Raw genomic sequence first — 23,375 nt, 5'->3', positions numbered from 1 at the left:
CCGACGGTGGATCAGACCCCGCTCGGCTGGCGGACGCCGAACCCGGGATTGCGCAGCAGCCAGGCCAGGTAGCTGGGATGGGGGGCAAGGGAGTCGGTGTACGCGGCCTTGGCCGTCTCCAGCACCAGCTCCGCCCCCTGGGCGGCGGGGGAGTCCGGGTGCCAGCCCAGCAGCAGCCGCCAGCGCAGCGGTATCCCGGCCAGCCGTCGGGTGACCAGGCCGGCCACCGGGCGGAACGTCGCCTGGCACAGGGCCACCGCCTCGCCGGCGTCCACCAGGTCGACGCAGCCCCGCACGTCGGTCTCGTACACCTTGCGGGGGGTGAAGCCGGCGCGGGCGCAGGCGGCGGCGAAGCAGTCGCCGAAGCAGCCGTCGCCGGGCGCGGCCACCCACTGCTCGTGACGCAGGTCGACCAACCGCACCTCGTCGCGTGGCGCGAGGGGATGGGTCTCCGGCAGCAGCACCAGCACCGGGTCGACCGAGACCTCCCGCCAGCTCAACCCGAACTCGGCCGAGGGGACGGCGTCACCGCACACGCCGGTGAGCGCGAAATCCAACCGGCCGCCGGCCACCAACTGCGCCAACTCGTCCACCGACCAGGACGCGTACGTGGTGATCTGCGCGGGCGGCTGCTCGGCGGCCAGCCGGTGCACCAACCGCCCCAGGATCGGGCTGTTCACCCCGCCGAACCGGTACCAGCGCGGCGTCTCACCGGCGCCGGCCAGCCGGGCCGCCTCGTCCTGCAGGCCCTTCATCGCCGGCAGCAGCACCCGGGCCCGGGCCAGCACCAGCTCACCGAGCGCGGTGGGCCGCGCGCCGCGGCGATCCCGGTCGAACAGCGGCCCGCCCAGTGTCCGCTCGATCCGCTGGAGCTGGGCGGTGAGCGCCGGCTGGGCCAGGCCGAGCGCCGACGCCGCCTTGGTCACACTCCCCGTCTCCGCGATCGCGCAGACCACCCGCAGGTGTCGCAGCTCCAGGTTCATACGGTGACGGTAGGACCACGCCGCAGTCGGCGGAAGGGCCCGGACGGATCGGTGAGATTGAATGCATCGGTGGGTGTCGGCGCTCCTCAGCCGCGAGGTGGCTCCGGCAGGTCCGCCAGGTACGTCGACCGGCCGGTCACCGCGTCGCGGACCTTGTCCACCACCCCCACCACCGGCTCGACGATCCGGTTCCACGGCGGCGTGGCCGGGGTGCCCGGGTGCGGCCGGGTCGGCGCCGCCTCCTCGGCGATCTCCAGCCGGTTGCCCAGCCGGATCAGCTCCTCCTCGGTGGCCACCGCGCGCAGCTCCGCGACGAGAGCGCCGACCCCGTCCACGTGTCGGCGAACCCGGTCGGCGACCTCAATCAGCGTCTCGTCGCTCAGCGCCGTGAGGATGCCCAGCAGCGCGGCGTCGGCGTTGATCTCGGCGTCCACCCGCTCGACCGTGTCCGGTAGCGCGGCGCGCACCGCCGGCAGCAGGTACTGCTCCTCAGCGGAGAGGTGCCGCGACAACGCGGCGGTGAGCACCGTGAGGCCGTCCTGCGGCGCGACGTCCGCGCCGGTCAACTGGTCCAGCAGCGCCAGCAGTTGCCTGTGCTCCCGGTCCACGATGTCGGCGATGCTGCGTCCGCCGGGCCGGTAGCCCTCCTCGGGGGTGGGCGGCAGCGGTGGCAGGGAAACGGCGGACATGGTGCCCTCCTCGACTGGCGGGCGGAAGCTCCGGCAGGGGACATGCGGTCGTGGGCGGCGGTACCCGAAGGCGGACCCGGCGAAACCGTCTCCCTCATCCGCCGCCCTGAATGTCCGGCCCACCTCGGCCGGTGCGCCGGCCCGCCGGCCGGCTCGGGCTGGTATGAAGAGGCGATGACGAGCAATGCCGCCCCCGCCGGACCGGAACCCACCGCGGAGGTCGTGGACCTCTGCCGCGACCTGCTGCGTATCGACACCACCAACACGGGGGACAACGACACCAGCGTCGGTGAGCGCCGTGCGGCCGAGTACGTGGCGGAGAAGCTCGCCGAGGTGGGCCTGGAATCGGTCCTGCACGAGTCCGCGCCCGGTCGGGCGAACGTGGTGGCCCGGATCCCCGGCACCGACCCGAGCCGCGGCGCTCTGCTGGTGCACGGCCACCTGGACGTGGTGCCCGCCGACGCCGACGAGTGGTCCGTGCACCCGTTCTCCGGTGAGCAGCGCGACGGCTACCTGTGGGGTCGGGGCGCGATCGACATGAAGGACTTCGACGCCATGGTGCTCGCGGTGGTGCGGCACTGGCAGCGCACCGGCGTACGCCCCCCGCGCGACATCGTGCTGGCGTACACCGCCGACGAGGAGGCGGGCAGCGACTACGGCGCGCGTTTCCTGGTGGACAACCACCGTGAGCTCTTCGACGGCTGCACCGAGGCGATCGGTGAGGTCGGTGGTTTCTCGTACTCGGTGAACGACAGTCAGCGGCTCTACCTGATCGAGACCGCCGAGAAGGGCATCGACTGGCTGCGGCTGCACGCCAAGGGCCGCCCCGGGCACGGCTCGATGGTGCACGACGACAACGCGGTCACCGCGCTGGCCGAGGCGGTGGCCCGCATCGGCCGGCACCGTTTCCCGGTGGTGGTCACCGACACCGTACGGGCGTTCCTGGAGGAGGTCTCCGACCTGCTCGGCGTCGAGTTGGACCCGGAGGATCCGGAGACGGCGATCGCGAAGCTCGGCCCGATCGCCAACATCATCGGCGCGACCATCCGCAACACGGCGAACCCGACCCGGCTGGCCGCCGGTTACAAGGACAACGTCATCCCCGGCCGGGCCACCGCCACCATCGACTGTCGCAGCCTGCCCGGTCAGTCGGAGCTGTTGGAGCGGCAGTTGCGCGAGCTGGTCGGCCCGGACATCGCGATCGAGTACGTCCAGCGCCAGCCGGCGTTGGAGACCACCTTCGACGGTGACCTGGTCGAGGCCATGTCGGCGGCGCTGCGCGCCGAGGACCCGGGCGCGCGGCCAGTGCCGTACATGCTCTCCGGCGGCACCGACGCCAAGGCGTTCTCGCAGCTCGGCATCCGTTGCTTCGGGTTCGCGCCGCTGCGGCTGCCCGCCGACCTGAACTTCTCCGCGTTGTTCCACGGCATCGACGAGCGGGTTCCGGTCGACGGACTACAGTTCGGCGTGCGGGTACTCGACCGGTTCCTCCGCACCTGCTAGCCGTGTCCGGTAGCCGCACCCGGCTCGGACCCTCCCCATCGTGAAGGGACTGCCCCACATGACCGACCAGCACGGTGAGCTGGACGCCGCTCTCGAGCGGGTGATCGAAGCGGCCCGCCACCACCTGGCCGCCGTACGTGCCGCGCAGGGCCGCGTCGACGACGACGACGTCTGGCAGGCGTACGTGGCGTTGAACAACGCGTCCTACGCCTACGACGAGCGGCTGCTCGACGCCTTCGGCGAGGTGACGCCGTGGGACGTCGACTCGATCGACCCGGACGAGGCCGACGAGCGCTTCGGCGGCGCCGAGGGAGGCGAGGCCAGCGACCCGCACCCCAGGGTGATCTCGGTACGCCAGCGCCGCGACTACCGGGTGCCGAGCATCTCCGCGCTGCTGCGGGTGGCCGAGGTGGCCCGCCGCGAGGGCACCCCGGAGGACGACGAGCCGGCGCCGGTGGAGGGTGTCGGTGAGGCGGTGCTGGAGCTGCTGCAGAGCGGCGACGGCTCGCTCGGCGCGCTGGACGTCCCCGAACTGGAGCCGCTCGACGGGGTGGTCATGGTCAGCGAGGTGGGCACCCCGGTCGACCTGGAGTCGTTCGACGACGACGACGCGGTCGGCCCGTTCCAGCCGGCGGTCGACGACCGGTTGGTCGGTCGGCTCGACGAGCACCCGTTCCTGGAGCTCGACGACGACCACGACCACGCCGGGCACCAGCACTAGGCCGTGACACGCCCGGGGCCCGACCGATCACGGCCGGACCCCGGGCCTCGTGGCCCCCGGCCCGACCGGGCGTCAGTACGACAGGCCCGGCTGCGGCTGGTTGGCCCGTCGCCGACGTAGCACCACCTGCCGGGTGCCGTCCCGGAACAGCCGCACCCGGGCCAACTCCCATCCGGAGAACTCCGCCTGGATCGCCAGCTGCGCCGCGGCGGTCAACCGGTCGACGTTCGGCGGCAACCGTAGCGGCGCGTATTCGTAGTCCATGCCATCCATGCTGCCCAGCCCAGCGGCCGTTCGCCACCCCTGCGGGGTGACCGGCGCCGCTGCCGCGCGTGGTTCGTGCCGCCCTGGGCGCCGGCGCGTGATCAATGCCACGCGCCCGGCGCTACCCGGCCGGGACGTTCGCCGTGAGCAGGGCCGCCAGCGCCGGTGGGGCCAGGCTGACCGCCCGGTCGCTGCCCGCGTCCACCGCCAGCCCCCACGACTCGTCCGGCCAGTCCTCCAGCAGCTCGGCGCAGGGCAGCGCGACGAACGGCACGCCGGCCCCGGCGAACGCGGCAAGGGCCTGTGGGGAGGTGAAGACCGGCAGCAGCGGCGCGCCCGTCGCATCGCCGACCACCGCCCACGGGAAGTCGCCGTCCGCCGCCGGCTCCCCGGTCAGCGGAACGCACACCATGGCGCCGGCCAGCACGCCGAGGTATCCGGGCAGGTCGTGCCGCTCGGCGGCCGCGGCGAGCAGCGCCACCACCGCCGGCTCCGCCGTCTGGCCGGGTGCCGCCCGGACGACCGGCCCGGCCGGCCGCGCCGCCGGGGTGGGACGGGTGGCCGGTGCCACGGCCCGGCAGGAGAGCGCGCCCGGCTGGTCGGTCAGGACCTCGGCGGCGGTACGGGCCACCAACGTGCTCAGCCGCTCCACCTGCTGCGGAACACGCGGCAACTCGTACCACCAGTTGGTGTCGCCGGTCGGCCGGCGCCAGCCGAGCGCGGTCAGGCGTGCCTCGTCGTAGCCCGGGCAGAGCACCCGAACCACCTCGCGGCGCACCAACAGCCGGATCCCCCGCGAACCGGCGGAGAGCTCCAGGTCCGTGTCGCGGTCGCAACGGGCGATCGCGTCCCGCAGCCGCGCGACGATCTCCGGCCAGCTCGGCGAGGTCATGCCGGCGAACCCGGGAGGCGGTCGTCCAGCCGCCCGAGCCGGCCGATGGTCTCCTCCAGGCGACCCAGCGCCGAGAAGTCACCGGGCCTGCCGAACAGGTCGGTCAGGCCCGCGCCGAGCTCGACGCCCAACCCCTCGGTGCGCTCCTCGACCCGCTCGGTGGCTGCCGTGCGGGCCCGCCGGTACGCGTCGAGCACCAGCTCCGCCAACCCCTCGGTGCCGGCGCGCAGCGCGGCGGGCGCGAAGTTGAGGCCGGTGAGCACGCCGGTGGCGTCGACGGTCGCGGAGACCAGGCCGCTCTCGTCGCTCGCGGTGCCGGACAGCTCGGCCAGGTCGTCCTGTAGGCCCGTGAACCGGCGTTCGATGTCGGCGATCCGTCCGGCGAGCGCGTCGAACGCGGACATCGGGTCTGTCATGAGATTCCTCCCCCGTGGACCGCGCACCGGGGTGGTGCCCGGCGGTCGGGGAATCGTATCGTCGGTGCGCTGAACACACGGGGGAGGAACGGCATGGCGCCGGACATCGATGTCGACGTGCACGCGATCCGTCGACTGGAAACAGCCGCCAAGCAGGTTGCCAGCTCGCTGGCGGCGCTGGAGAGTCAGATCGTCTCGGCCGGTGACGTGCCGTCGGACGCCTTCGGCCATCTGCCGTTCGCCAGCGACATGCTCCGCGGCAAGTACGCCGAGCAGGTCGCCGGTGGCGTGGAGCTGTTCGGCGCCGCCAACGCCGCGTTCGGCCGGGTCGCCAGCGCGCTGGCCGACACGGTCGACACGTACGAACGCAACGAGCAGGACCTCGACGGCGGGTTCAAGGCCATCCAGGCGGGGCTGCCCGGATGAGCGGGCCGGCAGGCAGCGCCGTCCAGCTGTGGAACGGCCTCGACAACGCACTGTCCGGAGTGGAGGACGCGGTCGACAGCGTCTGCCGGACGCTCGCCTGGCCACTCATCCAGATCGTCGACATGGTCGACGGCGAGCCCGCCGTGCTGCGCGCGAAGGCCGCCGAGTGGGACGCGCTGGCCGGGCAGGTGCGCGAGCTGGCGCAGGGGCACCGCGGGGCCCGCGAGGCCGCGCAGCCCGGGTGGCGGTCGCCCGCCGGCGAGGCGTACGGCCAGCGGCTGGCCGAGGTGGAACAGCAACTGCTCGACGTCGCCGAGCAGTTCGCCGCGACCGCGGAGTATCTGCGCAGCGTCGCCGACGGTCTGCAGACCGTGCACGACGTGCTCGTCGACCTCTGCGTCGAGTTCGTGAACTTCCTGCTGGTGACGCTGGTGACGGCGTTGCTGATGGCGCCGTTCACCGCCGGGGCGTCCTGGGTGGCAGGCATGGGGGTCGCCGTGACCAGGGGCCTGATCGTGCTCACCCGCATGCTGAAGATCATCAGGCCGCTGGCGGCGCACCTGCAGAAGGTCATCCGGCTGCTCCAGCGGGTCATGCTGTACCTGCGCAAGCTGCGCAACCACCTCGACAAGCTCGTCGACATGCAGAAGAAGCTGCGCACCGGCCAGAAGTACGCCGACAAGCGGCGCGCCGCCGGCAAGGCCGACAAGTGGCACCACAAGTTCCTCGACCCCACGAAGGGCACCTACAAGCTGGGCAAGTCCGGTTCACCGTTCGACATGGGCGCCCTCGACCGGGCCGCCGCGCTGCGGGCGCACGGCGTCGCCGACGGCGCCCGGGTGATCGCCCGGGACTGGGCCACCAACCTGCCGTGGAACGTGCCGAACTCGATAGTGCACGGCGTCACCTGGGGGTCCGTCGCGCTCGCCTCCGGCCTCTCCGTGCCCGGTAGCGAGCAGGTCAGCGACCAGATCGACCAGGCGGTGCAGGGTGGCGCCGACTGGATCGACCAGAATGTCTTCGGGCAGCCGCCCGCAGAGAAGCCGGCGGGCCGTTAGGCCGGTCGAGGAGGTAAGGCGTGACGTCAGGGGAGCGGGGCCGGCTCGGTCGGTTGACCGACGCGGTGCTCGGCGGTGCGCGGGCGGCCCGGGACAAGGCCCGCGAGCTGCGCGACGAGTTCCGCACCAGCGACGAGCCGGAACGCGCCCTGGTCGCGCCGCTGCTGCCCGACCAGGAGGTCCGCTACGTCGGGCTGGCGCCGGTCCGGGCGGACGAGACGCACCGGGTGGGCAGCCAGTTCGCCGACACGATGACCGACGCCGTGGCCGAGTCGCTGGAACCGCGGGCGCTGTTCGGGCTGCTCAACATCGTCAATCCGGTGGTCTGGGTGGACGCCGTGCTGACACCTGTGCGGATCGCCGCGGGTGTGCTGCTGCTTCCCGGCAAGGCCGCCGCGCTGGCCGGCGGGGTCGCGGACGCCGCCGAGCCGGAGCCCGGCCCACCCGCACAACGCCAGGGCGCCGAGCCCCGGCAACCGCTGCCGTTGACACCCGAGCAGGAGGCCTTCCGGGCGTTGTTCCGGCTCAGCCAGTACCGTCCGCTGGCCGACCAGCTCGCCGAGATCGCCTACCGGCGGCGGTACGTCTTCAGCGGTGAGCTGGCCAGCCTCGCCGGCAGCCTGCTGCTCTTTCTGGAGCGCTACACCGGCACGCCGCTGGTGGTGACCGACACGCACCTGCACCTGCTGCGGATGGGTCGCCGCCCGGACGAGGGTCGGCCGGATCGCCGCCAGCCCCGGGTGCTGTGGAGCGTGGAGCGGCACCGGGTGACCCGCGTCGACGGCGACCACAGCGCCGCGCGACTGATGCAGTTCCCGTCCACCATCGGGTTCGACGACGGTTCATGGATCCGGATCGTCAACCCGGCGACCCGGGACGACCAGGCACGGTTCCTCGCCGCCATCCGGGACATCCCCGGCCAGCGGCCGGCGATCTGAGGCGGGCCGACCCTCAGCCGCCGCCAGGGCGTGCCTGAGAAGCGCTAGCCGTCCCGCTCGGGGTAGCCCACCGGCACGGCGGAGACGTCGTCCAGGGCAGTGGTGATCTCCTCGGGCAGCGTGATCCGTTCGACCTGGAGCGCACCGAGCAGCTGCCCGACCGTGCGGGCGCCGAGGATCGGCGCGGTCACCCCCGGCCGGTCCCGGATCCAGGCCAGCGCCACCTCCAGCGGCGACACGCCCAGCCCGCCGGCCGCGGTCGCCACCGCCTCCACGATGCTGGAGCACCGCGGCTCCAGGTACGTGGCGACGAACCGCTCGAAGTGCGGCGAGGCGGCCCGGGAGTCCGCCGGACGGCCATGGCGGTACTTGCCCGTGAGCACCCCCCGGCCCAGCGGTGACCACGGCAGCACGCCGAGGCCGAGCGCCTCGCAGGCGGGCAGCACCTCCCGCTCCACGCCCCGCTCCAACAGCGAGTACTCCACCTGAGCGGCGACCACCGGCGCCCGGCCCGGCCAGGCGGTCTGCCAGGCGGCGGCCCGCGCGGTCTGCCAGCCGGAGAAGTTCGACACCCCGACATAGCGCACTTTTCCGCTGGCCACCGCGTTGTCCAGCGCGGCCAGGGTCTCCTCCAGCGGGGTGTCCGGGTCGTACCCGTGCACCTGGAACAGGTCCACGTGGTCGGTGCCGAGCCGGCGCAGGGAGGCGTCCAGGGTGCGCAGCAGGTGCCCACGGGAGCCGTCGCGGCGCCGGCCGCTGCCCGGGCGCAACCCCGCCTTCGTGGCGATCAGCAGATCGTCACGGGGAACGAGGGTGCCCAGCAGCGAGCCGATCACCGACTCGGCGTCCCCGTCGCCGTACACGTCGGCGGTGTCGATCAGGTTGCCGCCCGCGTCCAGGTAACTCTTCAGCTGGGCGGCCGCATCGTCGGCGTCGGTGTCCCGGCCCCACGTCATGGTGCCGAGCGCGAGCCGGGAAACCGCCAGCCCGCTTCGGCCGAGCGGTCGCTGTTGCATGGGTGAACCTTATTTCGAACCCGCCGCCACCGATATCCTCGCTCCCGTCATCTCTGCCGGTTCTGCCGGTTCCGCCGGCCGTGGGTACCCCGACGGACGGGGGATCATTGGTGGCGAGCCGGTGATCGAGGCAGTAATCGGCATTGCGTAACCTGATGCGACCTGTGCCACGGATGGGGGAGGACCAGTGCGACTCGGGCTCAGCCTCGGATACCAGACGGCGTGGAGCACGCCAGCAGACCACCTGGCGCTGGCCCAGGAAGCGGACCGGCTCGGCTACTCGGTGGTGTGGGCCGCGGAGGCCTACGGCTCCGACTCGCCCAGCATGCTCGCCTGGATGGCCGGCCAGACCGAACGGATCGACGTGGGCGCCGCGGTGATGCAGATCCCGGCCCGTACGCCGGCGGCCACCGCGATGACCGCCGCCACCATCGACGCGCTCTCCGGCGGCCGGTTCCGGCTCGGCCTCGGCGTCTCCGGCCCGCAGGTCTCCGAGGGCTGGCACGGGGTGCGCTTCGCCAAGCCCCTGGCCCGGACCCGCGAGTTCGTGGACATCGTCAAGCTCGCCATCGCCCGCAAGGAGGTGGCGTACGACGGTGAGCACTACACACTGCCGCTCCCGGACGGCCCCGGCAAGGCGCTGCGACTGGGCTTCCACCCGCCCCGCGAGCACATCCCGATCTACCTGGCCGCGGTCGGCCCGAAGAACCTGGAACTGGCCGGCGAGATCGCCGACGGTTGGCTGGCCGTCTTCTACGCCCCAGAGTTCGCCGATGAGCAGCTCGCCTCGGTCAGCGCCGGGCGGGCCAAGGTCGGCAAGGAACTGGCCGGCTTCGACGTGGTGCCCTCGGTGCCGGTGGTGGTCGGCGACGACGTGGCCTCCTGCGCCGAGCTGGTGCGCTGGTACGCCGCGCTCTACGTCGGCGGGATGGGCAGCCGGCAGCAGAACTTCTACAACCAGCTCGCCACCCGGATGGGCTACGGCGACGCCGCCCGCGAGGTGCAGGACCTGTACCTGGCCAAGCGGCAGCGCGACGCGGCCGCCGCGGTGCCGATGGAGTTCATCGACCGCACCTCACTGCTCGGCCCGAAGGAACGCATCGCCGAGCGGATGCGGGAGTACGCCGCCGCAGGCGTCACCACGCTGTCGGTGACCCTGTTCGTGGCCGACCGGGACAGCGGCGTGCAGACCCTCCGTACCGTCGCCGAGGCGCTCGACCTCTCGGGAGTCGGCGAGTGACCTGGGTCGAGGCCATCGTCCTGGGCATCGTCCAGGGATTGACCGAGTTCCTTCCGGTCAGCTCGTCGGGGCACCTACGGATCACGTCGGCGATCTTCTTCGACCGCGACGCCGGCGCGTCGTTCACCGCGGTCACCCAGCTCGGCACCGAAGCCGCCGTGCTGATCTACTTCGCCAAGGACATCTGGCGGATCACCCGGACCTGGCTGGTCGGGCTGCGTGACCGCTCGGTGCGCTCCAGCCTCGACTACCGGATGGGCTGGTACGTGATCGTCGGCTCGATCCCCATCGGGCTGTTCGGTTTCGTGTTCAAGGACCAGATCAAGACCGCCGGGCGAAACCTGTGGGTCGTCGCGACCACGCTGATCGTCTTCGCGTTCGTGCTGGCGTTCGCGGAGTACTGGGGCCGGCAGACCCGCACCCTGGAGAACTTCCGCATGAAGGACGGCGTGGTGATGGGCTTCGCCCAGGCCATGGCGCTGATCCCGGGGGTGTCCCGCTCCGGGGGCACGCTCACCGCCGGGCTGCTGCTCAACCTGACCCGGGAGGCGGCGGCGCGGTACTCGTTCCTGCTGGCCATCCCGGCGGTGGTCATGTCCGGCGTGTTCAGCCTCGGGGACGTCTTCGAACCGTCCGCCCCGGGCACGTCCGCACCCACAGTCGCCCAGATGATCGTGGCCACGGTGATCGCCTTCGGCATCGGGTACGCGGCCATCGCCTGGCTGCTCCGCTACGTCGCCCACCACACCCTGTACGTCTTCGTGCTGTACCGGGTCGCGCTGGGCACCCTGGTACTCGCCCTGCTGCTGACCGGGACGATCACCGCCACCTGACCGACCGATCCGTCGACGGCCCCCACCACCGCCCTCCGGGCGCGGGCGGGGGCCGTCCGCGTTCCCCCACCCGCTGTCTGTACTCCGGACGGGGTACAGACAGCGCCGCCCCCGGCTGGTGGGCTGGGGGCGGCGCTGGGTGTCGGTGTGCAGGTCGCCTCTCGGCGAGTGGCGCGTCGCGGCTCCAGCCGAACGGTGTTCCGCGACGGCAATATTAGGTGAGGCCCGGGGACACTGGATCACACCGACACTGTCCACAACCCGCCGCCGGCCGGTGTCATTCCCCGCCGGTCCTCGACGCGGATACGCCGCTGGCCGGCACCCCGGTTGGGGTGCCGGCCAGCGGTCGTTGTGTGCGGTGGGTCAGCTGTTCCAGTGCTGGGCGACCAGGTCGGCGGCCTGCTGCTCCCACTGGGCGTAGGCATCCGGGTAGGCCGAGACCTGCACGGTCTGCGCGGCGTCGGTCAACGCCATGTCCTGCCACCCGTCGACCTGCTTGAGACCCTTGAGGAACGCGGTGGTCGAGTACTCGGGGTTGGTGATCTGCTCCGGTGTGCCCCAACCACTGGAGGGGCGCTGCTGGAACAGGCCCAGCGAGTCATGGTCGTTCATGTCGCCGAGGTGGCCCAGGTTCTCCAGCTTCGACTCCTGCAGGCTCGTGGCGATCGAGATGACCGCGGCCCGCTCGGGCAGGCCGGCCTTCTTCGTCGCGGCGATGATCGCCTTGACGTTCGCGGTCTGCTCGTCGTTCAGGTCGATGTGCGACTGCGCGCCCTGCACCTTGGCCACCGCCACGGCGGCGGGCTTGCCGTCCACGACGGGGGTCGCGGCGTGCGCGGCGATCGGACCGGCGAACACACCACCGGCGAACGCGAGACCAGCAACGGACAGCATGCTCTTACGAATGATCGTGTTCATGAGGGGTCAGCTCCTTCACGGGGGTAGACACCCGCGCGGCGATCCGGGGGAAACGGCGCAGGGTGCGAGCACCTCGTCGGGCGCTTTCAACAACTACAGGGGGGAAAGTCTTTGAGGTCGGCGGCCTACGGGCGGGGGCTCGTGGCGCCGGGTCTGTGTAACGACCGCCGGGCCGGGCTCATTCCGGGGGTGGCCCATCCGTCGGCACCCTGGGTGAGCGGGTGCTGGTGCGGTCGTTCAGGGGGTCTGCAACGACCGGCCGCCGGGGGGCATTCCCACCCGGGCCGGGCCACCATCTCAACCACCGGGGGGCGGTGGTGGTGCTGCGATCGTCAGGGTGTGTAACGACCCCCGCCGGCCCACGATTCCGGCCCACGGATGCGCCCGGTCACAGCCCAGAAACCCCGATACCGGACATTCGACGCGCGGGATCGCCGGTCGTCGCGCCGCCAGCTCGACCGGCTGAGGTAGATCGACTCGGTATCGCCGATATCGGGCCATCCGCAGGCCGGGACACCCCGACATCGCCGACATCGAGTCGATCACCGTGACCGAGGCGCGTCCCCGGCGAGGTGGTCACCCGAGCGGTATACCTCAGAGGCATATTTATGCCTCACAGGTATACCGCTCACCACAGCGACCACGAGTGAGGGTGGCCGGGCCGCGCCCATCGCAGAGGCGGACCGAACAACCCGCCGGGGATCGTCAGCACCGCCGGTCAAGCCCGAGACGGATTCCGGCATCCCCGAACCAAACCATCGCAGCGAGCCAGCAGGGACAGCGTTCATCACGCAACCCGACATTCGGGCAGTCCCACCGGGGAGCCCGCGACGATCACCTGCCTGGAGCAGGTCATAGGGTGGTCCCGTGGCGACCCTTCTGCTTCTGCGACACGGCCGGACGACCGCGAACGCGGACGGCGGCCTGGCTGGCCGCCAGCCCGTCGAGTTGGACGAGACGGGCCGGGCCCAGGCGAGCGCGGTGGGCGAGCGGCTGCGGGGGGTGCCGCTCGCGGCGGTGGTGACGAGTCCGCTGATCCGCTGCCGGCAGACGCTGGAGCTGGCGCTTCCGCAGGCCGCTCCGGTGGTCGAGGAGGGGCTGATCGAGTGTGACTACGGCAGCTGGGAGGGACAGCCGCTGAAGAAGCTCGCCAAGGAGCCGCTCTGGCCGGTGGTCCAGCAGCACCCCAGCGCGGTGGTCTTTCCGGAAGGGGAGGCGATGGCCGCGATGGCGGCGCGTGCGGTGGCGGCGGTCCGCTCATGGGACGCCCGGGTGAGCGCCGAGCACGGGCCCGAGGCGGTCTGGCTGGCCTGCAGCCACGGTGATGTGATCAAGGCCATCGTGGCGGACGCTCTCGGCGTACACCTGGATCTTTTTCAGCGGATCGTGGCCGACCCGGCGTCGGTGACCGCGATCCGGTTCACGCCGCTGCGGCCGTTCCTGATCCGGCTCAACGACACCGGGGGCGACCTCGCCGCGCTGGTGCCGCCGCCGCGCAAGCGGCGTCGGCGCGCGACCCGTGCGGGTGATTCCGACGCGGCCGTCGGCGGTGGGGCTGGTGCTTCGCGATGACCTTGGCAGCGACACTCCCGCCCACCTACCGAACCGGTGCAGGCCGTCCGTCTCGGGTGCCGGCAGGCGGCGGACGGGCCGCCACGCCCGGGTGCAGCCACCGTTACGCCGGGCGCGCCGCCGCCGGGGCGATTCGGGTCGGTGGGGTGCGCGATGCCATGGCGGGCCGGATAGGGTCGTGGGTATGACCCACCAGGTGCACGCCTTCGAGCCGCCGGAGCGGTTCGTCGCCGGGACCGTCGGCCCGCCGGGGGAGCGCACGTTCTTCCTGCAGGCTCGCGGCGGCGGCCGGCTGGTCAGCGTCGCGCTGGAGAAGGTCCAGGTGTCCCTGCTCGCCGAGAAGCTGGAAGAGCTACTGACCGAGGCGCAGCGGCGCTTCGGCGTGGACCTGCCCGAGCTGGCGCCGGTGGTGGGCGACAACGAGCCGCTGGACACTCCGGTCGACGAGGAGTTCCGGGTCGGCACCCTCGGGCTGGCCTTCGACGTGGACACCGCGACCGTGGTGATCGAAGCGATCGCCGCCGGCGAGGTCGAAGCCGAGGTCGAGCTGGGCGACGAGGACGACGACGAGGACGACGACGAGGACGACGAGCCGGACGAGGACCTGGACCGGCTCCGGGTCCGGCTCACCCCGCAGGCGACCCGCCAGTTCATCGAGCGGGCCCGGCGAGTGGTGAACGCGGGCCGGCCGCCGTGCCCGCTGTGCGGCCAGCCGTTGGACCCCGCCGGGCACCTCTGCCCGCGGCACAACGGTTACCACCGGTGACGTCGTCCGGCCTCCAGCCTCGCCAGGACGGCGACGCCGCGCTGCGGCTGTTGCGTGACGGCGCGCTCGACCTGGAGGGTCGGCTGGTCGACGCGTCGAACACCACGCTGCGCGGCATCCTGACCCTCGACGGGTTGACCGCCCGCTGTGTCTACAAGCCGGTCCGTGGCGAGCGCCCACTCTGGGACTTCCCCGACGGCACCCTCGCCGGCCGGGAGGTCTCGGCGTACCTGGTCTCCCGGGCCACCGGATGGGACCTGGTGCCGCCCACCGTGCTCCGCGACGGCCCGTTCGGGCCGGGCTCCTGCCAGCTCTGGATCGACGAGCCGGAGGACGCCGAACCGCTGGTCGGGTTCGTGCCCGCCGAGGAGCTGCCGCCGCGCTGGTTCCCGATCGCCGCCGCCCGTGACGACGACGGCGCCGCGTACGCCCTCGCCCACGCCGACGACCCGCGGCTGGCCCGGCTCGCGGTGCTCGACGCGGTGATCAACAACGCCGACCGTAAGGGCGGCCACGTGCTGGTCGGCGCCGACGACCGGATCTACGGCGTGGACCACGGGGTGAGCTTCCACGTCGAGGACAAGCTGCGTACGGTCCTCTGGGGCTGGGCCGGGAAGCAGCTGCCACCGGACGCCGTGGAGATGCTCGACGGGCTCGCCGGCCAGGTCTCCGGGGCACTCGGCGCGGAGCTGGCCGACCACCTGACGATCAGCGAGATCGCCGAGCTGGCCGCCCGGGTCGACGTGTTGCGGCAGACCGGCCGTTTCCCGCAGCCGCCCGAGGACTGGCCGGCGGTGCCCTGGCCGCCCATGTGATCAGCTGTCATCTTGATCACCCGTGGGGCGGCCCGAGGCGGTCCTGGCGCTGGCTAGGCTGAGGTCATGGAGTCTTGGGCGGGACACGAGGTGCCACGGCTGCCGGGCAGGGGCGAGCCGTTGGCGTTGTACGACTCGGCGCGGCAGGGTGTCCACCCGAGTGAGCCGTCCGACGCGGGAAGCATGTACGTCTGCGGCATCACCCCGTACGACGCCACGCACCTCGGCCACGCCGCCACGATGATCACCTTTGACCTGGTGCAGCGGATGTGGCGCGACGCCGGCCGTCCGGTGCGGTACGTGCAGAACGTCACCGACATCGACGACCCACTGCTGGAGCGGGCCGCCCGTGACGGCGAGGACTGGGTGGTCCTGGCGATGCGCGAGACGGCGCTGTTCCGGGAGGACATGGAGGCGCTGCGGATCATCCCGCCGGAGCACTACGTGGGCGCGGTCGAGTCGATCCCGGACATCGCCGACAAGGTCGAGGTGCTGCTCAAGGACGGGGCCGCGTACCGGCTCGACGACGGCACCGGGGATGTCTACTTCGACGTCTCCGCCACCGGCCGGTACGGCTACGAGTCGAACCTGACCCGGGAGCAGATGCTGGAGATCTTCCCGGAGCGCGGCGGTGACCCGGACCGGGCCGGCAAACGCGACCCGCTGGACCCGCTACTGTGGCGCGGCGCCCGCGAGGGCGAGCCGTCCTGGCCCGGTGGCGAGCTGGGTCCGGGCCGCCCGGGTTGGCACATCGAGTGCGCGGTGATCGCGCTGAACCTGCTCGGTGACCGGATCGACGTGCAGGGCGGCGGCAACGACCTGCTGTTCCCGCACCACGAGGCGTCCGCCGCGCACGCCGAGCGGCTCACCGGTCAGTCGCCGTTCGCCGAGCACTACGTGCACGCCGGCATGATCGGCCTGGACGGCGAGAAGATGTCCAAGTCCCGCGGCAACCTGGTCTTCGTCTCCCGGCTGCGCGCCGACAAGATCGACCCGATGGCGGTCCGACTGGCCCTGATCTCCGGCCACTACCGCAGCGACCGCACGTGGACCGACGAACTGCTGACCGCCGCCCAGGACCGGCTGGCGCGCTGGCGCCGGGCCGCCGCCGCGCCCGCCGGACCGTCCGGGGCGGAGCTGCTGGCCGGGGTACGCGAACGCCTGGCCGACGACCTGGACACCCCCGGGGCCCTGGCGGTCGCCGACCGCTGGGCCGACGCAACCCTCGCCGGCGCGACGGACGACCCGGAAGCCCCGGCCCTGTTCGCCAAGACGGTAGACGCCCTCCTCGGCATCCACCTCTAACAACCCCCACCCCCGGGGCGTCCTCCCTCTCTGCCCCCGTTGATCATGGAGTTATTGCCCCGACACGCCGCGGCAGGCGGTAACAACTTCATGATCGACAGGGTGAGCGGCGTGAGCGGCGCGGGCGGGCTTTGGGTGGGCTGCGGGCGGTTCAGCCCAGGACCAGGCCCGGGTCGGGGGTCGGGTCTGGGGTTGGGGCGGGGATCTTGTACTCCTCGGTGAGGGTGGTCATCGGGCCGGGCCAGGTGGCCTGGGCGACCTCGATCGGCTTGCGGTGGGCGTCGTACGCGACGTGCAGCAGGTGCAGCACCGGTGTGTCGGGCCGGATCTGAAGGGTCTCGGCCTCCTCCCGGCTGGGCTGGCGAGCGCTTATCGTGTCGGTGGCCGAGACGTACCGCCGCCCGGTGGCTTCCTCGGCCTCCTGGTAGAGCGGCCGGCCGAACGCCTCGGCGCGCTCCAGCGAGGTGCCGGCGGTGTCGGCGGGCAGGAACCAGGAGGCGCCCACCTCGACGGGGGAGTCGTCGGTGCGGACCAGGTGCCGGCGGCAGAGCAGGTCGGTGCCGTCGGGGACGCCGAACGCGTCGGCGACCTCGGCGGGGGCGGGGGAGCGGCCGACCGAGACGAGCTGTTGCCGGTACCGGGCGGCCAGGTCGGTGTGGTAGCCCCGGAAGCCGCCGTACCGGCCGCGGGAGAGCCGGTTGAGCCGGCGGCGGGTGCCCCGGACGTACGTACCGGAGCCGGGTTTGGTGATCAGGATGCCCTCGACCCGCAGCTGGTCGACGGCGCGTTGCACTGTCTGCTTGGCGACGCCGAACATCTCGGCGATGGCCGGGATGGACGGCAGTCGCTCGCCCGGCGCCCAGTCGCCGCGGCGGACCTGGGCCTTGAGCTGCGCGGCGATCTGCCTGTGCGGGAACTCGGCGGCCCCGGGGTTGATCTGCATACCCGCCTCCTCGATCACAGCTAGGTTCCTAGGATGCCCTAGCGGGTGAGATGGCGCTACCCCGGACACGCGAAAACGGGCCCCGAACCATGAAGGTCCGGGGCCCGCACGGAAACGGGGGAGAGGGCGCTACCAGGAGCCGGCGGTGGGGCCCGCCGAACCGCCGCGACGCCGCAGGTACTTCTCGAACTCCTGGGCGATCTCGTCACCGGTCAACGGGGTGATCCCCTCGTCGCCGACCCGCTCCTCCAGCTCACGGACGTACTCGCCGAGCTCGGCGTCCTGCTCGGCGGCGTTGCGCACCCGCTGCTCCCACTCGGCGGACTCCTCGGCCAGGTCGGCCATCGGCACCGGCAGGTCGACGACCTCCTCGACCCGGTGCAGCAGGGCCAGGGTGGCCTTCGGGCAGGGCGGGTTGTTGGCGTAGTGCGGCACGTGCACCCAGAACGACACCGCGTCCACCTCGGCGCGGGTGCACGCGTCGTGCAGCACGCCGACGATGCCGGTCGGCCCGTCGTACCGGGTGGGGGTGAGCTGGTAGCGCTCGGCGGCCTGCGCGTCGGAGGCGCTGCCGCTGATCGGCAGCGGCCGGGTGTACGGCACGTCGGCGAGCAACGCGCCGAGCAGCACCACCCGTTCCACCTCGAGGCTGTGGCAGATCTCCAACACCTGCTCGCAGAACGTCCGCCAGCGCATGCTCGGCTCGATGCCCCGGATCAGCACCACGTCCCGCTCGGTGCCCTCCGGGCTGGCCACCATGAACCGGGTCGTCGGCCACTCCACCCGCCGGGTCTCGCCGTCGGCCATCGTGATGGTCGGCCGGCTGACCTGGAAGTCGTAGAAGTCCTCCGGATCCAGCTCGGTGACCGGCCGGGCGTTCCACACCTGTTCCAGGTGCTCGACCGCGGCGGTGGACGCGTCGGCGGCGTCGTTCCAGCCCTCGAACGCGGCGATGGCCACCGGGGACCGCAGCACCGGCAGTCCGTCGAACTCGGTCACGCCGTCACCTCACCCTGCTCGTCGCGGCCGGCGCCGGGACCGTGCCCGGTCGTCGGGCCGTGGGGCACGGTGGCGTCCCTGTTGTCCTTCACGTCCGTCAGCCTACGTGCCGGGCCGGGGTGCGGCCCGTCGGCCGCGCCGGTCAGCCCGGCCGACGACCGGGCATAGGACCATGAACCGGACAGGGTGATCCCGCTGACACAATATGGGATCGGGCGCGGACGGCGGTGGGGTTCGATGGCGACCGCACTAACCTGAACGGGTGCGGACTTCGTTGATGGATGTGCTGGCCGACCGGATCCTCATCGCCGACGGGGCGATGGGCACGATGCTGCAGGCCGCGGACCTCACGCTCGACGACTTCGACGGCCTCGAAGGGTGCAATGAGATCCTCAACGTCACCCGGCCGGACGTGGTGCGTGGGGTGCACGACGCCTACCTGGCCGCCGGCGCGGACTGCGTGGAGACCAACACGTTCGGCGCCAACCTGGCCAACCTCGGCGAGTACGACATCCCGCACCGCATCCGGGAGCTGTCCGAGGCGGGAGCCCGGATCGCCCGGGAGGCCGCCGACGCGGCAAGCACCCCGCAGCGGCCCCGGTTCGTGCTCGGCTCGATCGGGCCGGGCACCAAGCTCCCCACCCTCGGGCACGCCGACTACGCCACCCTGCGCGACGCGTACCAGGAGAACGCCGCCGGGTTGATCGCCGGCGGGGCGGACGCGCTGATCATCGAGACCTGCCAGGACCTGCTCCAGGTCAAGGCGGCGGTGGTCGGGTCGAAGCGGGCGATGGCCGAGCTGGGCCAGCCGGTGCCGATCATCTGCCACGTCGCCGTGGAGACCACCGGCACTATGCTCGTGGGCAGCGAGATCGGCGCGGCCCTCGCCGCGATCGAGCCGCTCGGGGTGGACCTGATCGGGCTGAACTGCTCCACCGGCCCGGCGGAGATGAGCGAGCACCTGCGGTACCTGTCGCAGCACTCCCGCATCCCGCTGTCGGTGATGCCGAACGCCGGCCTGCCGGTGCTGACCGCCGACGGTGCGTACTTCCCGCTCACTCCCGTGGAGCTGGCCGACGCGCTGGAACGGTTCAGCACCGAGTACGGCGTGGGCCTGGTCGGCGGCTGTTGCGGCACCACGCCGGAGCACATCCGGGTGCTGGCCGAGCGGCTGCACGGCGTCACCGCCGGGTCGCGTGAGCCGCGGCACGAAGCCGGCGTCTCGTCGGTGTACCACCCGGTGCCGTTCGCCCAGGACGCTTCGGTGCTGATGGTGGGGGAGCGGACCAACGCCAACGGTTCCAAGGCGTTCCGGGAGGCGATGCTGGCCGGCGACTGGCGGGCCTGTGTGGAGATCGCCCGCAGCCAGGCGCGGGACGGCTCGCACCTGCTCGACCTCTGTGTGGACTACGTCGGCCGCGACGGCACCCAGGACATGCGGGAGCTGGCCGGTCGGTTCGCCACCGCGTCGACGCTGCCGATCATGCTGGACTCCACCGAGCCGAACGTGGTGGAGGCCGGGTTGGAGATGCTCGGCGGCCGGTGCGTGGTCAACTCGGTGAACTTCGAGGACGGCGACGGCCCCGACTCCCGGTACGCGCGGGTGATGCCGGTCGTGCGGGAGCACGGCGCGGCGGTGGTGGCGCTGCTCATCGACGAGGAGGGGCAGGCGCGTACCCGGGAGTGGAAGGTCCGGGTCGCGGCGCGGCTGATCGACGACCTGACCGGCCGGTGGGGCATGGACCGTTCCGACATCCTGATCGACGCGCTGACCTTCCCGATCGCCACCGGGCAGGAGGAGACCCGCCGCGACGGCATCGAGACGATCGAGGCGATCCGGGAGATCGCCCGCCGCTACCCGGGAGTCAACTTCACCCTGGGCATCTCGAACATCTCCTTCGGCCTCAACCCGGCGGCCCGGCAGGTGCTCAACTCGGTGTTCCTGCACGAGTGCGTGCAGGCCGGGTTGACCTCGGCGATCGTGCACGCCAGCAAGATCCTGCCGATGACGAAGATCCCCGAGGAGCAGCGCGAGGTCGCACTGGACCTGGTCTACGACCGGCGCCGCGAGGGGTACGACCCGGTGCAGCGCTTCCTCGAACTCTTCGAGGGGGTCGACGTGACCAGCGCGCGGGCCAGCCGGGCGCAGGAGTTGGCCGCGTTGCCGCTGGACGAGCGGCTCAAGCGGCGGATCATCGACGGTGAGCGCAACGGCCTGGAGGCCGACCTGGACGCCGCGATGGCCGGCGGCCGGTCCCCGCTGTCGATCATCAACGACATCCTGCTGGACGGGATGAAGGTGGTCGGTGAGCTGTTCGGCTCCGGGCAGATGCAACTGCCGTTCGTGCTCCAGTCCGCCGAGGTGATGAAGACCGCGGTGGCCTACCTGGAGCCGCACATGGAGACCACCGAGGACGGCGGCAAGGGCCGCATCGTGCTGGCCACCGTGCGCGGGGACGTGCACGACATCGGCAAGAACCTCGTCGACATCATCCTGTCGAACAACGGCTACGAGGTGGTGAACATCGGCATCAAACAGCCGATCAGCGCCATTCTGGACGCCGCCGAGCAGCACCGGGCCGACGCGATCGGCATGTCCGGGCTGCTGGTCAAGAGCACCGTGATCATGAAGGAGAACCTCGCCGAGATGGCCACCCGCGGGGTCGCGGAGCGCTGGCCGGTGCTGCTGGGCGGGGCGGCGCTCACCCGGGCGTACGTCGAGGACGACCTGCGGTCGACGTTCCCCGGGCAGGTGCACTACGCGCGGGACGCGTTCGAGGGGTTGTCCCTGATGGACCGGGTGATGACCGCCAAGCGCGGCGGCGCGCCGGTGGTCGACCCGGAGCGGGAGGCCGCGTTGGCGGCCCGTCGAGCCCGCCGCGAACGGCAGCGGTCGATGGTCAGCGAGTCGCTGCCGGAGCTGCACGACTCGTCGGTCCGCTCCGACGTGGCCGCGGACGTGGCGGTGCCCACCCCGCCGTTCTTCGGCACCCGGGTGGTCAAGGGTGTGCCGATGGCCGACTACGCGGCGCTGCTCGACGAGCGGGCCACGTTCCGCGGGCAGTGGGGGCTGAACGGCGCACGGGGCGGCAACGGACCGTCCTACGAGGAGCTGGTGGAGACCGAGGGCCGGCCGCGGCTGCGCTACTGGCTGGACCGGCTGATCGCCGACCAGGTGCTGGAGGCGGCCGTCGTGTACGGCTACTTCCCCGCGTACTCCGAGGGCAACGACCTGGTGGTGCTGGACGAGAACGGGCACGCCGAGCGGGCCCGGTTCTCCTTCCCCAGGCAGCGGCAGGAGCGGCGGCTCTGCCTGGCCGACTTCTTCCGGCCCAAGGGCGACCAGCTCGACGTGGTCGCGCTGCAACTGGTCACCGTGGGTCAGCCGGTCAGCGAGTACGCGGCGAAGCTGTTCGCCCGCAACGAGTACCGCGACTACCTGGAGGTGCACGGCCTCTCGGTGCAGCTCACCGAGGCACTCGCCGAGTACTGGCACCGGCGTATCCGCGCCGAGCTGACCCTGCCCGACGGCCGCACGATCGGCGAGGACGACCCGGCGGACCTGGCCGGCCTGCTGCGCAACGACTACCGGGGCTGCCGGTACGCGTTCGGCTACCCGGCCTGTCCGGACCTGGAGGACCGGGCGAAGATCGTGCAGCTGCTCGAGTCGGAACGGATCGGCGTGGAGCTGTCCGAGGAGTTCCAGCTGATGCCCGAGCAGGCTACCGACGCCATTGTGGTCCACCATCCGGAGGCGAGCTACTTCAACGCCAAGTAACGGGCGCAGGTGCCCTGACCTGCACCTCAAGTCACCCGGAAGGCCGCTGAACCATGATCATGCCGTCTCCAGGCCGTCAACGGCTTCCGGGCCGTCAATGGCGGCCTGGTTCTCACCGAACGCTGTGTCGATGGCCCGGCGCGTTCGGTCCTCGCTGGTCGGTAGGAGATGCGTGTACGTCCGCAGGGTGAACCCTGGGTCGGCGTGGCCGAGGTAGGTCGACAGGGCCTTGATGCTCTCCCCGGCGTCCAGGAGGACCGAGGCGTAGGTGTGCCGCAGGACGTGCATACCGTTGTGGCGATCGTCGGGGATGTCGCTGGCCCGGATCGCAGGCTTCCAGACTCCGGGGTTGAACTTCGAGCGACTGAGCGGCAGGCCGTCAGCGGTGGCCAGGTAGAGCGTGACTGTCGTGGGTTCGCCGGTCAGGGTTCCCCACGGCAAGGTGACCTCTACGGGCGCGTACTGCTTGGCGTGCTCGCTTAGGCGACGAGCTACCGAGGCCGGAAGGGGAACCTCCCGCGTCTTGCTGCCCTTGGGCGGGGCGAAGATGAGAGCGCCGCGCACGAGCTTGATCTGACGGACGAATCGCAGGGTTGGCCGGGTTGCGTCCAGGTCGTCAGGGCTCACGCCGAAAATCTCTCCCTGCCGCAGTCCACAGCCCGCGCCTAGGTCGACGGCGACTCGGTAGCGGTCGGGCAGCTTCGCGCGGAACCCGGTGAGCCGGTCGACTGACCACGGCTGGACCTTGGTGGGGACGTGCCTGGGGCGCTGGATGCTCTTGGCTGAGAACGGATTGCTGACGATCTTCTTGTCGTCTACAGCGGCGTTGAGAATCATCGACACGTCGCTGAACAGGACCCGGCGGTAGCCGGCGGACAGTCCCTTCTCCTGCAACCCGCGCGCCCACGCTCGGACCGTCGCCGGTTGGATTAACGCGACCGGCTTGTCACCGATGGCCGGATACACGTGCAGCCGAAGTTCGTATTCGATGCGGTCGCGGGTGAGGAGATCGGTCGTGGCGGCGGCGAGCCATTCGTCGGCGTACTGCTTGAAGGTGGTGCGACCGGCGTCGGGGTCGACGTAGGTGCCCTTGAGGATGTCGGCCTGGACGTTGGCGAGGAACGCTTGCGCCTCGCGCTTCTTCTTGTCGGGGAACGACTGTGACTTCTCTTTGCCGTCCGGAGCGAGGTACCGGACGCGGTAGCGCATCCCCTGCCCGCACTCCGGCTTCGGTTCCTGCCGTGACTTCCCGTCCGGGCCGGCAACCGTCTTGTACCAGCGGTCAACGATGTGGGCCATC

The 23,375-nt window shown here is 71.8% G+C and carries 22 protein-coding genes; 12 read left to right on the top strand and 10 right to left on the bottom strand.

Annotated features, from left to right (window positions below; genetic code table 11):
* Window positions 1-11: 11 nt before the first annotated feature.
* Window positions 12-983, bottom strand: coding sequence for a LysR family transcriptional regulator (locus tag GA0070607_RS29645; RefSeq protein ID WP_089021149.1), 972 nt, complete (start codon window positions 981-983; stop codon window positions 12-14).
* Window positions 984-1,069: 86 nt separating this feature from the next.
* Window positions 1,070-1,672 carry a hemerythrin domain-containing protein gene (locus GA0070607_RS29640; protein WP_089021148.1) on the bottom strand — a complete coding sequence of 201 codons (603 nt, stop codon included), beginning with the start codon at window positions 1,670-1,672 and terminating at the stop codon, window positions 1,070-1,072.
* A 174-nt stretch (window positions 1,673-1,846) separates the two neighbouring features.
* On the opposite strand from GA0070607_RS29640, the gene GA0070607_RS29635 reads away from it, so the two are divergent.
* Complete coding sequence (locus GA0070607_RS29635; RefSeq protein WP_089021147.1) at window positions 1,847-3,175, top strand: M20/M25/M40 family metallo-hydrolase; 1,329 nt, start codon at window positions 1,847-1,849, stop codon at window positions 3,173-3,175.
* Window positions 3,176-3,233: 58 nt separating this feature from the next.
* Window positions 3,234-3,896, top strand: a complete 663-nt coding sequence (locus GA0070607_RS29630) for a hypothetical protein (RefSeq protein ID WP_089021146.1) — start codon at window positions 3,234-3,236, stop codon at window positions 3,894-3,896.
* Window positions 3,897-3,968: 72 nt separating this feature from the next.
* Here the strand turns inward: GA0070607_RS29630 and GA0070607_RS29625 are convergent, their stop codons facing one another.
* From GA0070607_RS29625 to GA0070607_RS32620, 3 genes are all read right to left on the bottom strand, one after another.
* Window positions 3,969-4,160: a DUF5703 family protein gene (locus GA0070607_RS29625; RefSeq protein ID WP_089021145.1), complete on the bottom strand. Its 192-nt coding sequence runs from the start codon at window positions 4,158-4,160 to the stop codon at window positions 3,969-3,971.
* A 121-nt stretch (window positions 4,161-4,281) separates the two neighbouring features.
* Window positions 4,282-5,052 carry an SseB family protein gene (locus tag GA0070607_RS29620; RefSeq protein ID WP_089021144.1) on the bottom strand — a complete coding sequence of 257 codons (771 nt, stop codon included), beginning with the start codon at window positions 5,050-5,052 and terminating at the stop codon, window positions 4,282-4,284.
* Complete coding sequence (locus tag GA0070607_RS32620) at window positions 5,049-5,468, bottom strand: YbaB/EbfC family nucleoid-associated protein (protein ID WP_157743310.1); 420 nt, start codon at window positions 5,466-5,468, stop codon at window positions 5,049-5,051. The genes GA0070607_RS29620 and GA0070607_RS32620 overlap by 4 nt, the downstream gene beginning before the upstream one ends.
* Before the next feature lie 93 nt (window positions 5,469-5,561).
* Here GA0070607_RS32620 and GA0070607_RS32615 point away from each other — a divergent pair, with 93 nt between their 5' ends.
* From GA0070607_RS32615 to GA0070607_RS29605, 3 genes are read left to right on the top strand one after another with little or no spacing between them, the layout of a single operon-like run.
* Window positions 5,562-5,894, top strand: coding sequence for a hypothetical protein (locus GA0070607_RS32615; RefSeq protein WP_157743309.1), 333 nt, complete (start codon window positions 5,562-5,564; stop codon window positions 5,892-5,894).
* Window positions 5,891-6,952 (top strand): WXG100 family type VII secretion target, encoded by a 1,062-nt coding sequence (locus GA0070607_RS29610; RefSeq protein WP_089021142.1) that lies wholly within the window; start codon window positions 5,891-5,893, stop codon window positions 6,950-6,952. The genes GA0070607_RS32615 and GA0070607_RS29610 overlap by 4 nt, the downstream gene beginning before the upstream one ends.
* Before the next feature lie 20 nt (window positions 6,953-6,972).
* Complete coding sequence (locus tag GA0070607_RS29605) at window positions 6,973-7,890, top strand: hypothetical protein (RefSeq protein WP_089021141.1); 918 nt, start codon at window positions 6,973-6,975, stop codon at window positions 7,888-7,890.
* 44 nt (window positions 7,891-7,934) lie between these two features.
* Here the strand turns inward: GA0070607_RS29605 and GA0070607_RS29600 are convergent, their stop codons facing one another.
* A complete protein-coding gene (locus tag GA0070607_RS29600; protein WP_089021140.1) occupies window positions 7,935-8,906 on the bottom strand; it encodes an aldo/keto reductase in 972 nt (323 codons plus the stop codon).
* Between the two features lie 187 nt (window positions 8,907-9,093).
* Between GA0070607_RS29600 and GA0070607_RS29595 the strand changes: the two genes are divergently transcribed.
* Together GA0070607_RS29595 and GA0070607_RS29590 are read left to right on the top strand one after the other, a co-directional pair.
* Window positions 9,094-10,146 (top strand): LLM class F420-dependent oxidoreductase, encoded by a 1,053-nt coding sequence (locus GA0070607_RS29595; RefSeq protein ID WP_089021139.1) that lies wholly within the window; start codon window positions 9,094-9,096, stop codon window positions 10,144-10,146.
* A complete protein-coding gene (locus GA0070607_RS29590) occupies window positions 10,143-10,979 on the top strand; it encodes an undecaprenyl-diphosphate phosphatase (RefSeq protein WP_089021138.1) in 837 nt (278 codons plus the stop codon). Before GA0070607_RS29595 ends, GA0070607_RS29590 begins: the two co-directional genes overlap by 4 nt.
* Window positions 10,980-11,342: 363 nt before the next feature.
* On the opposite strand, the gene GA0070607_RS29585 is transcribed toward GA0070607_RS29590, so the two are convergent.
* Window positions 11,343-11,897, bottom strand: coding sequence for a hypothetical protein (locus tag GA0070607_RS29585; RefSeq protein ID WP_089021137.1), 555 nt, complete (start codon window positions 11,895-11,897; stop codon window positions 11,343-11,345).
* Between the two features lie 867 nt (window positions 11,898-12,764).
* Between GA0070607_RS29585 and GA0070607_RS29580 the strand changes: the two genes are divergently transcribed.
* The 4 genes from GA0070607_RS29580 (at window position 12,765) to mshC (ending at window position 16,355) form a co-directional block, all read left to right on the top strand.
* Entirely contained in the window at window positions 12,765-13,469 is a 705-nt protein-coding gene (locus GA0070607_RS29580) for a histidine phosphatase family protein (RefSeq protein ID WP_089021136.1), read from the top strand.
* 184 nt (window positions 13,470-13,653) lie between these two features.
* Complete coding sequence (locus tag GA0070607_RS29575; protein WP_089021135.1) at window positions 13,654-14,235, top strand: DUF3090 domain-containing protein; 582 nt, start codon at window positions 13,654-13,656, stop codon at window positions 14,233-14,235.
* On the top strand, window positions 14,232-15,050 hold the full coding sequence (locus tag GA0070607_RS29570) for an SCO1664 family protein (RefSeq protein ID WP_089021134.1): 819 nt from the start codon (window positions 14,232-14,234) through the stop codon (window positions 15,048-15,050). The genes GA0070607_RS29575 and GA0070607_RS29570 overlap by 4 nt, the downstream gene beginning before the upstream one ends.
* Window positions 15,051-15,116: 66 nt before the next feature.
* Window positions 15,117-16,355 carry a cysteine--1-D-myo-inosityl 2-amino-2-deoxy-alpha-D-glucopyranoside ligase gene (mshC, locus tag GA0070607_RS29565; RefSeq protein WP_089021133.1) on the top strand — a complete coding sequence of 413 codons (1,239 nt, stop codon included), beginning with the start codon at window positions 15,117-15,119 and terminating at the stop codon, window positions 16,353-16,355.
* Between the two features lie 151 nt (window positions 16,356-16,506).
* On the opposite strand, the gene GA0070607_RS29560 is transcribed toward mshC, so the two are convergent.
* Both GA0070607_RS29560 and GA0070607_RS29555 read right to left on the bottom strand, forming a co-directional pair.
* Window positions 16,507-17,298 carry a GntR family transcriptional regulator gene (locus GA0070607_RS29560; protein WP_089021132.1) on the bottom strand — a complete coding sequence of 264 codons (792 nt, stop codon included), beginning with the start codon at window positions 17,296-17,298 and terminating at the stop codon, window positions 16,507-16,509.
* Window positions 17,299-17,427: 129 nt separating this feature from the next.
* On the bottom strand, window positions 17,428-18,297 hold the full coding sequence (locus GA0070607_RS29555; RefSeq protein ID WP_089021131.1) for a PAC2 family protein: 870 nt from the start codon (window positions 18,295-18,297) through the stop codon (window positions 17,428-17,430).
* A 277-nt stretch (window positions 18,298-18,574) separates the two neighbouring features.
* Here GA0070607_RS29555 and metH point away from each other — a divergent pair, with 277 nt between their 5' ends.
* Complete coding sequence (gene metH, locus GA0070607_RS29550) at window positions 18,575-22,075, top strand: methionine synthase (RefSeq protein ID WP_408630926.1); 3,501 nt, start codon at window positions 18,575-18,577, stop codon at window positions 22,073-22,075.
* 57 nt (window positions 22,076-22,132) lie between these two features.
* On the opposite strand, the gene GA0070607_RS29545 is transcribed toward metH, so the two are convergent.
* On the bottom strand, window positions 22,133-23,374 hold the full coding sequence (locus GA0070607_RS29545) for a tyrosine-type recombinase/integrase (protein ID WP_089021129.1): 1,242 nt from the start codon (window positions 23,372-23,374) through the stop codon (window positions 22,133-22,135).
* Window position 23,375: the final 1 nt, after the last annotated feature.

This window comes from Micromonospora coriariae, assembly GCF_900091455.1.
Classification (GTDB): Bacteria; Actinomycetota; Actinomycetes; order Mycobacteriales; family Micromonosporaceae; genus Micromonospora; species Micromonospora coriariae.
The sequence above is the reverse complement of the archived record's forward strand: the minus strand, read 5'-3'. Positions and strand labels throughout refer to the sequence as shown.

Excerpts from the sequence above, each read along its gene's own strand:
- GA0070607_RS29645 (WP_089021149.1), bottom strand. The coding sequence starts at position 983 with ATGAACCTGGAGCTGCGACACCTGCGGGTGGTCTGCGCGATCGCGGAG.
- GA0070607_RS29640 (WP_089021148.1), bottom strand. The coding sequence starts at position 1,672 with ATGTCCGCCGTTTCCCTGCCACCGCTGCCGCCCACCCCCGAGGAGGGC.
- GA0070607_RS29635 (WP_089021147.1), top strand. The coding sequence starts at position 1,847 with ATGACGAGCAATGCCGCCCCCGCCGGACCGGAACCCACCGCGGAGGTC.
- GA0070607_RS29630 (WP_089021146.1), top strand. The coding sequence starts at position 3,234 with ATGACCGACCAGCACGGTGAGCTGGACGCCGCTCTCGAGCGGGTGATC.
- GA0070607_RS29625 (WP_089021145.1), bottom strand. The coding sequence starts at position 4,160 with ATGGACTACGAATACGCGCCGCTACGGTTGCCGCCGAACGTCGACCGG.
- GA0070607_RS29620 (WP_089021144.1), bottom strand. The coding sequence starts at position 5,052 with ATGACCTCGCCGAGCTGGCCGGAGATCGTCGCGCGGCTGCGGGACGCG.
- GA0070607_RS32620 (WP_157743310.1), bottom strand. The coding sequence starts at position 5,468 with ATGACAGACCCGATGTCCGCGTTCGACGCGCTCGCCGGACGGATCGCC.
- GA0070607_RS32615 (WP_157743309.1), top strand. The coding sequence starts at position 5,562 with ATGGCGCCGGACATCGATGTCGACGTGCACGCGATCCGTCGACTGGAA.
- GA0070607_RS29610 (WP_089021142.1), top strand. The coding sequence starts at position 5,891 with ATGAGCGGGCCGGCAGGCAGCGCCGTCCAGCTGTGGAACGGCCTCGAC.
- GA0070607_RS29600 (WP_089021140.1), bottom strand. The coding sequence starts at position 8,906 with ATGCAACAGCGACCGCTCGGCCGAAGCGGGCTGGCGGTTTCCCGGCTC.
- GA0070607_RS29585 (WP_089021137.1), bottom strand. The coding sequence starts at position 11,897 with ATGAACACGATCATTCGTAAGAGCATGCTGTCCGTTGCTGGTCTCGCG.
- GA0070607_RS29575 (WP_089021135.1), top strand. The coding sequence starts at position 13,654 with ATGACCCACCAGGTGCACGCCTTCGAGCCGCCGGAGCGGTTCGTCGCC.
- mshC (WP_089021133.1), top strand. The coding sequence starts at position 15,117 with ATGGAGTCTTGGGCGGGACACGAGGTGCCACGGCTGCCGGGCAGGGGC.
- GA0070607_RS29560 (WP_089021132.1), bottom strand. The coding sequence starts at position 17,298 with ATGCAGATCAACCCCGGGGCCGCCGAGTTCCCGCACAGGCAGATCGCC.
- metH (WP_408630926.1), top strand. The coding sequence starts at position 18,575 with ATGGATGTGCTGGCCGACCGGATCCTCATCGCCGACGGGGCGATGGGC.
- GA0070607_RS29545 (WP_089021129.1), bottom strand. The coding sequence starts at position 23,374 with ATGGCCCACATCGTTGACCGCTGGTACAAGACGGTTGCCGGCCCGGAC.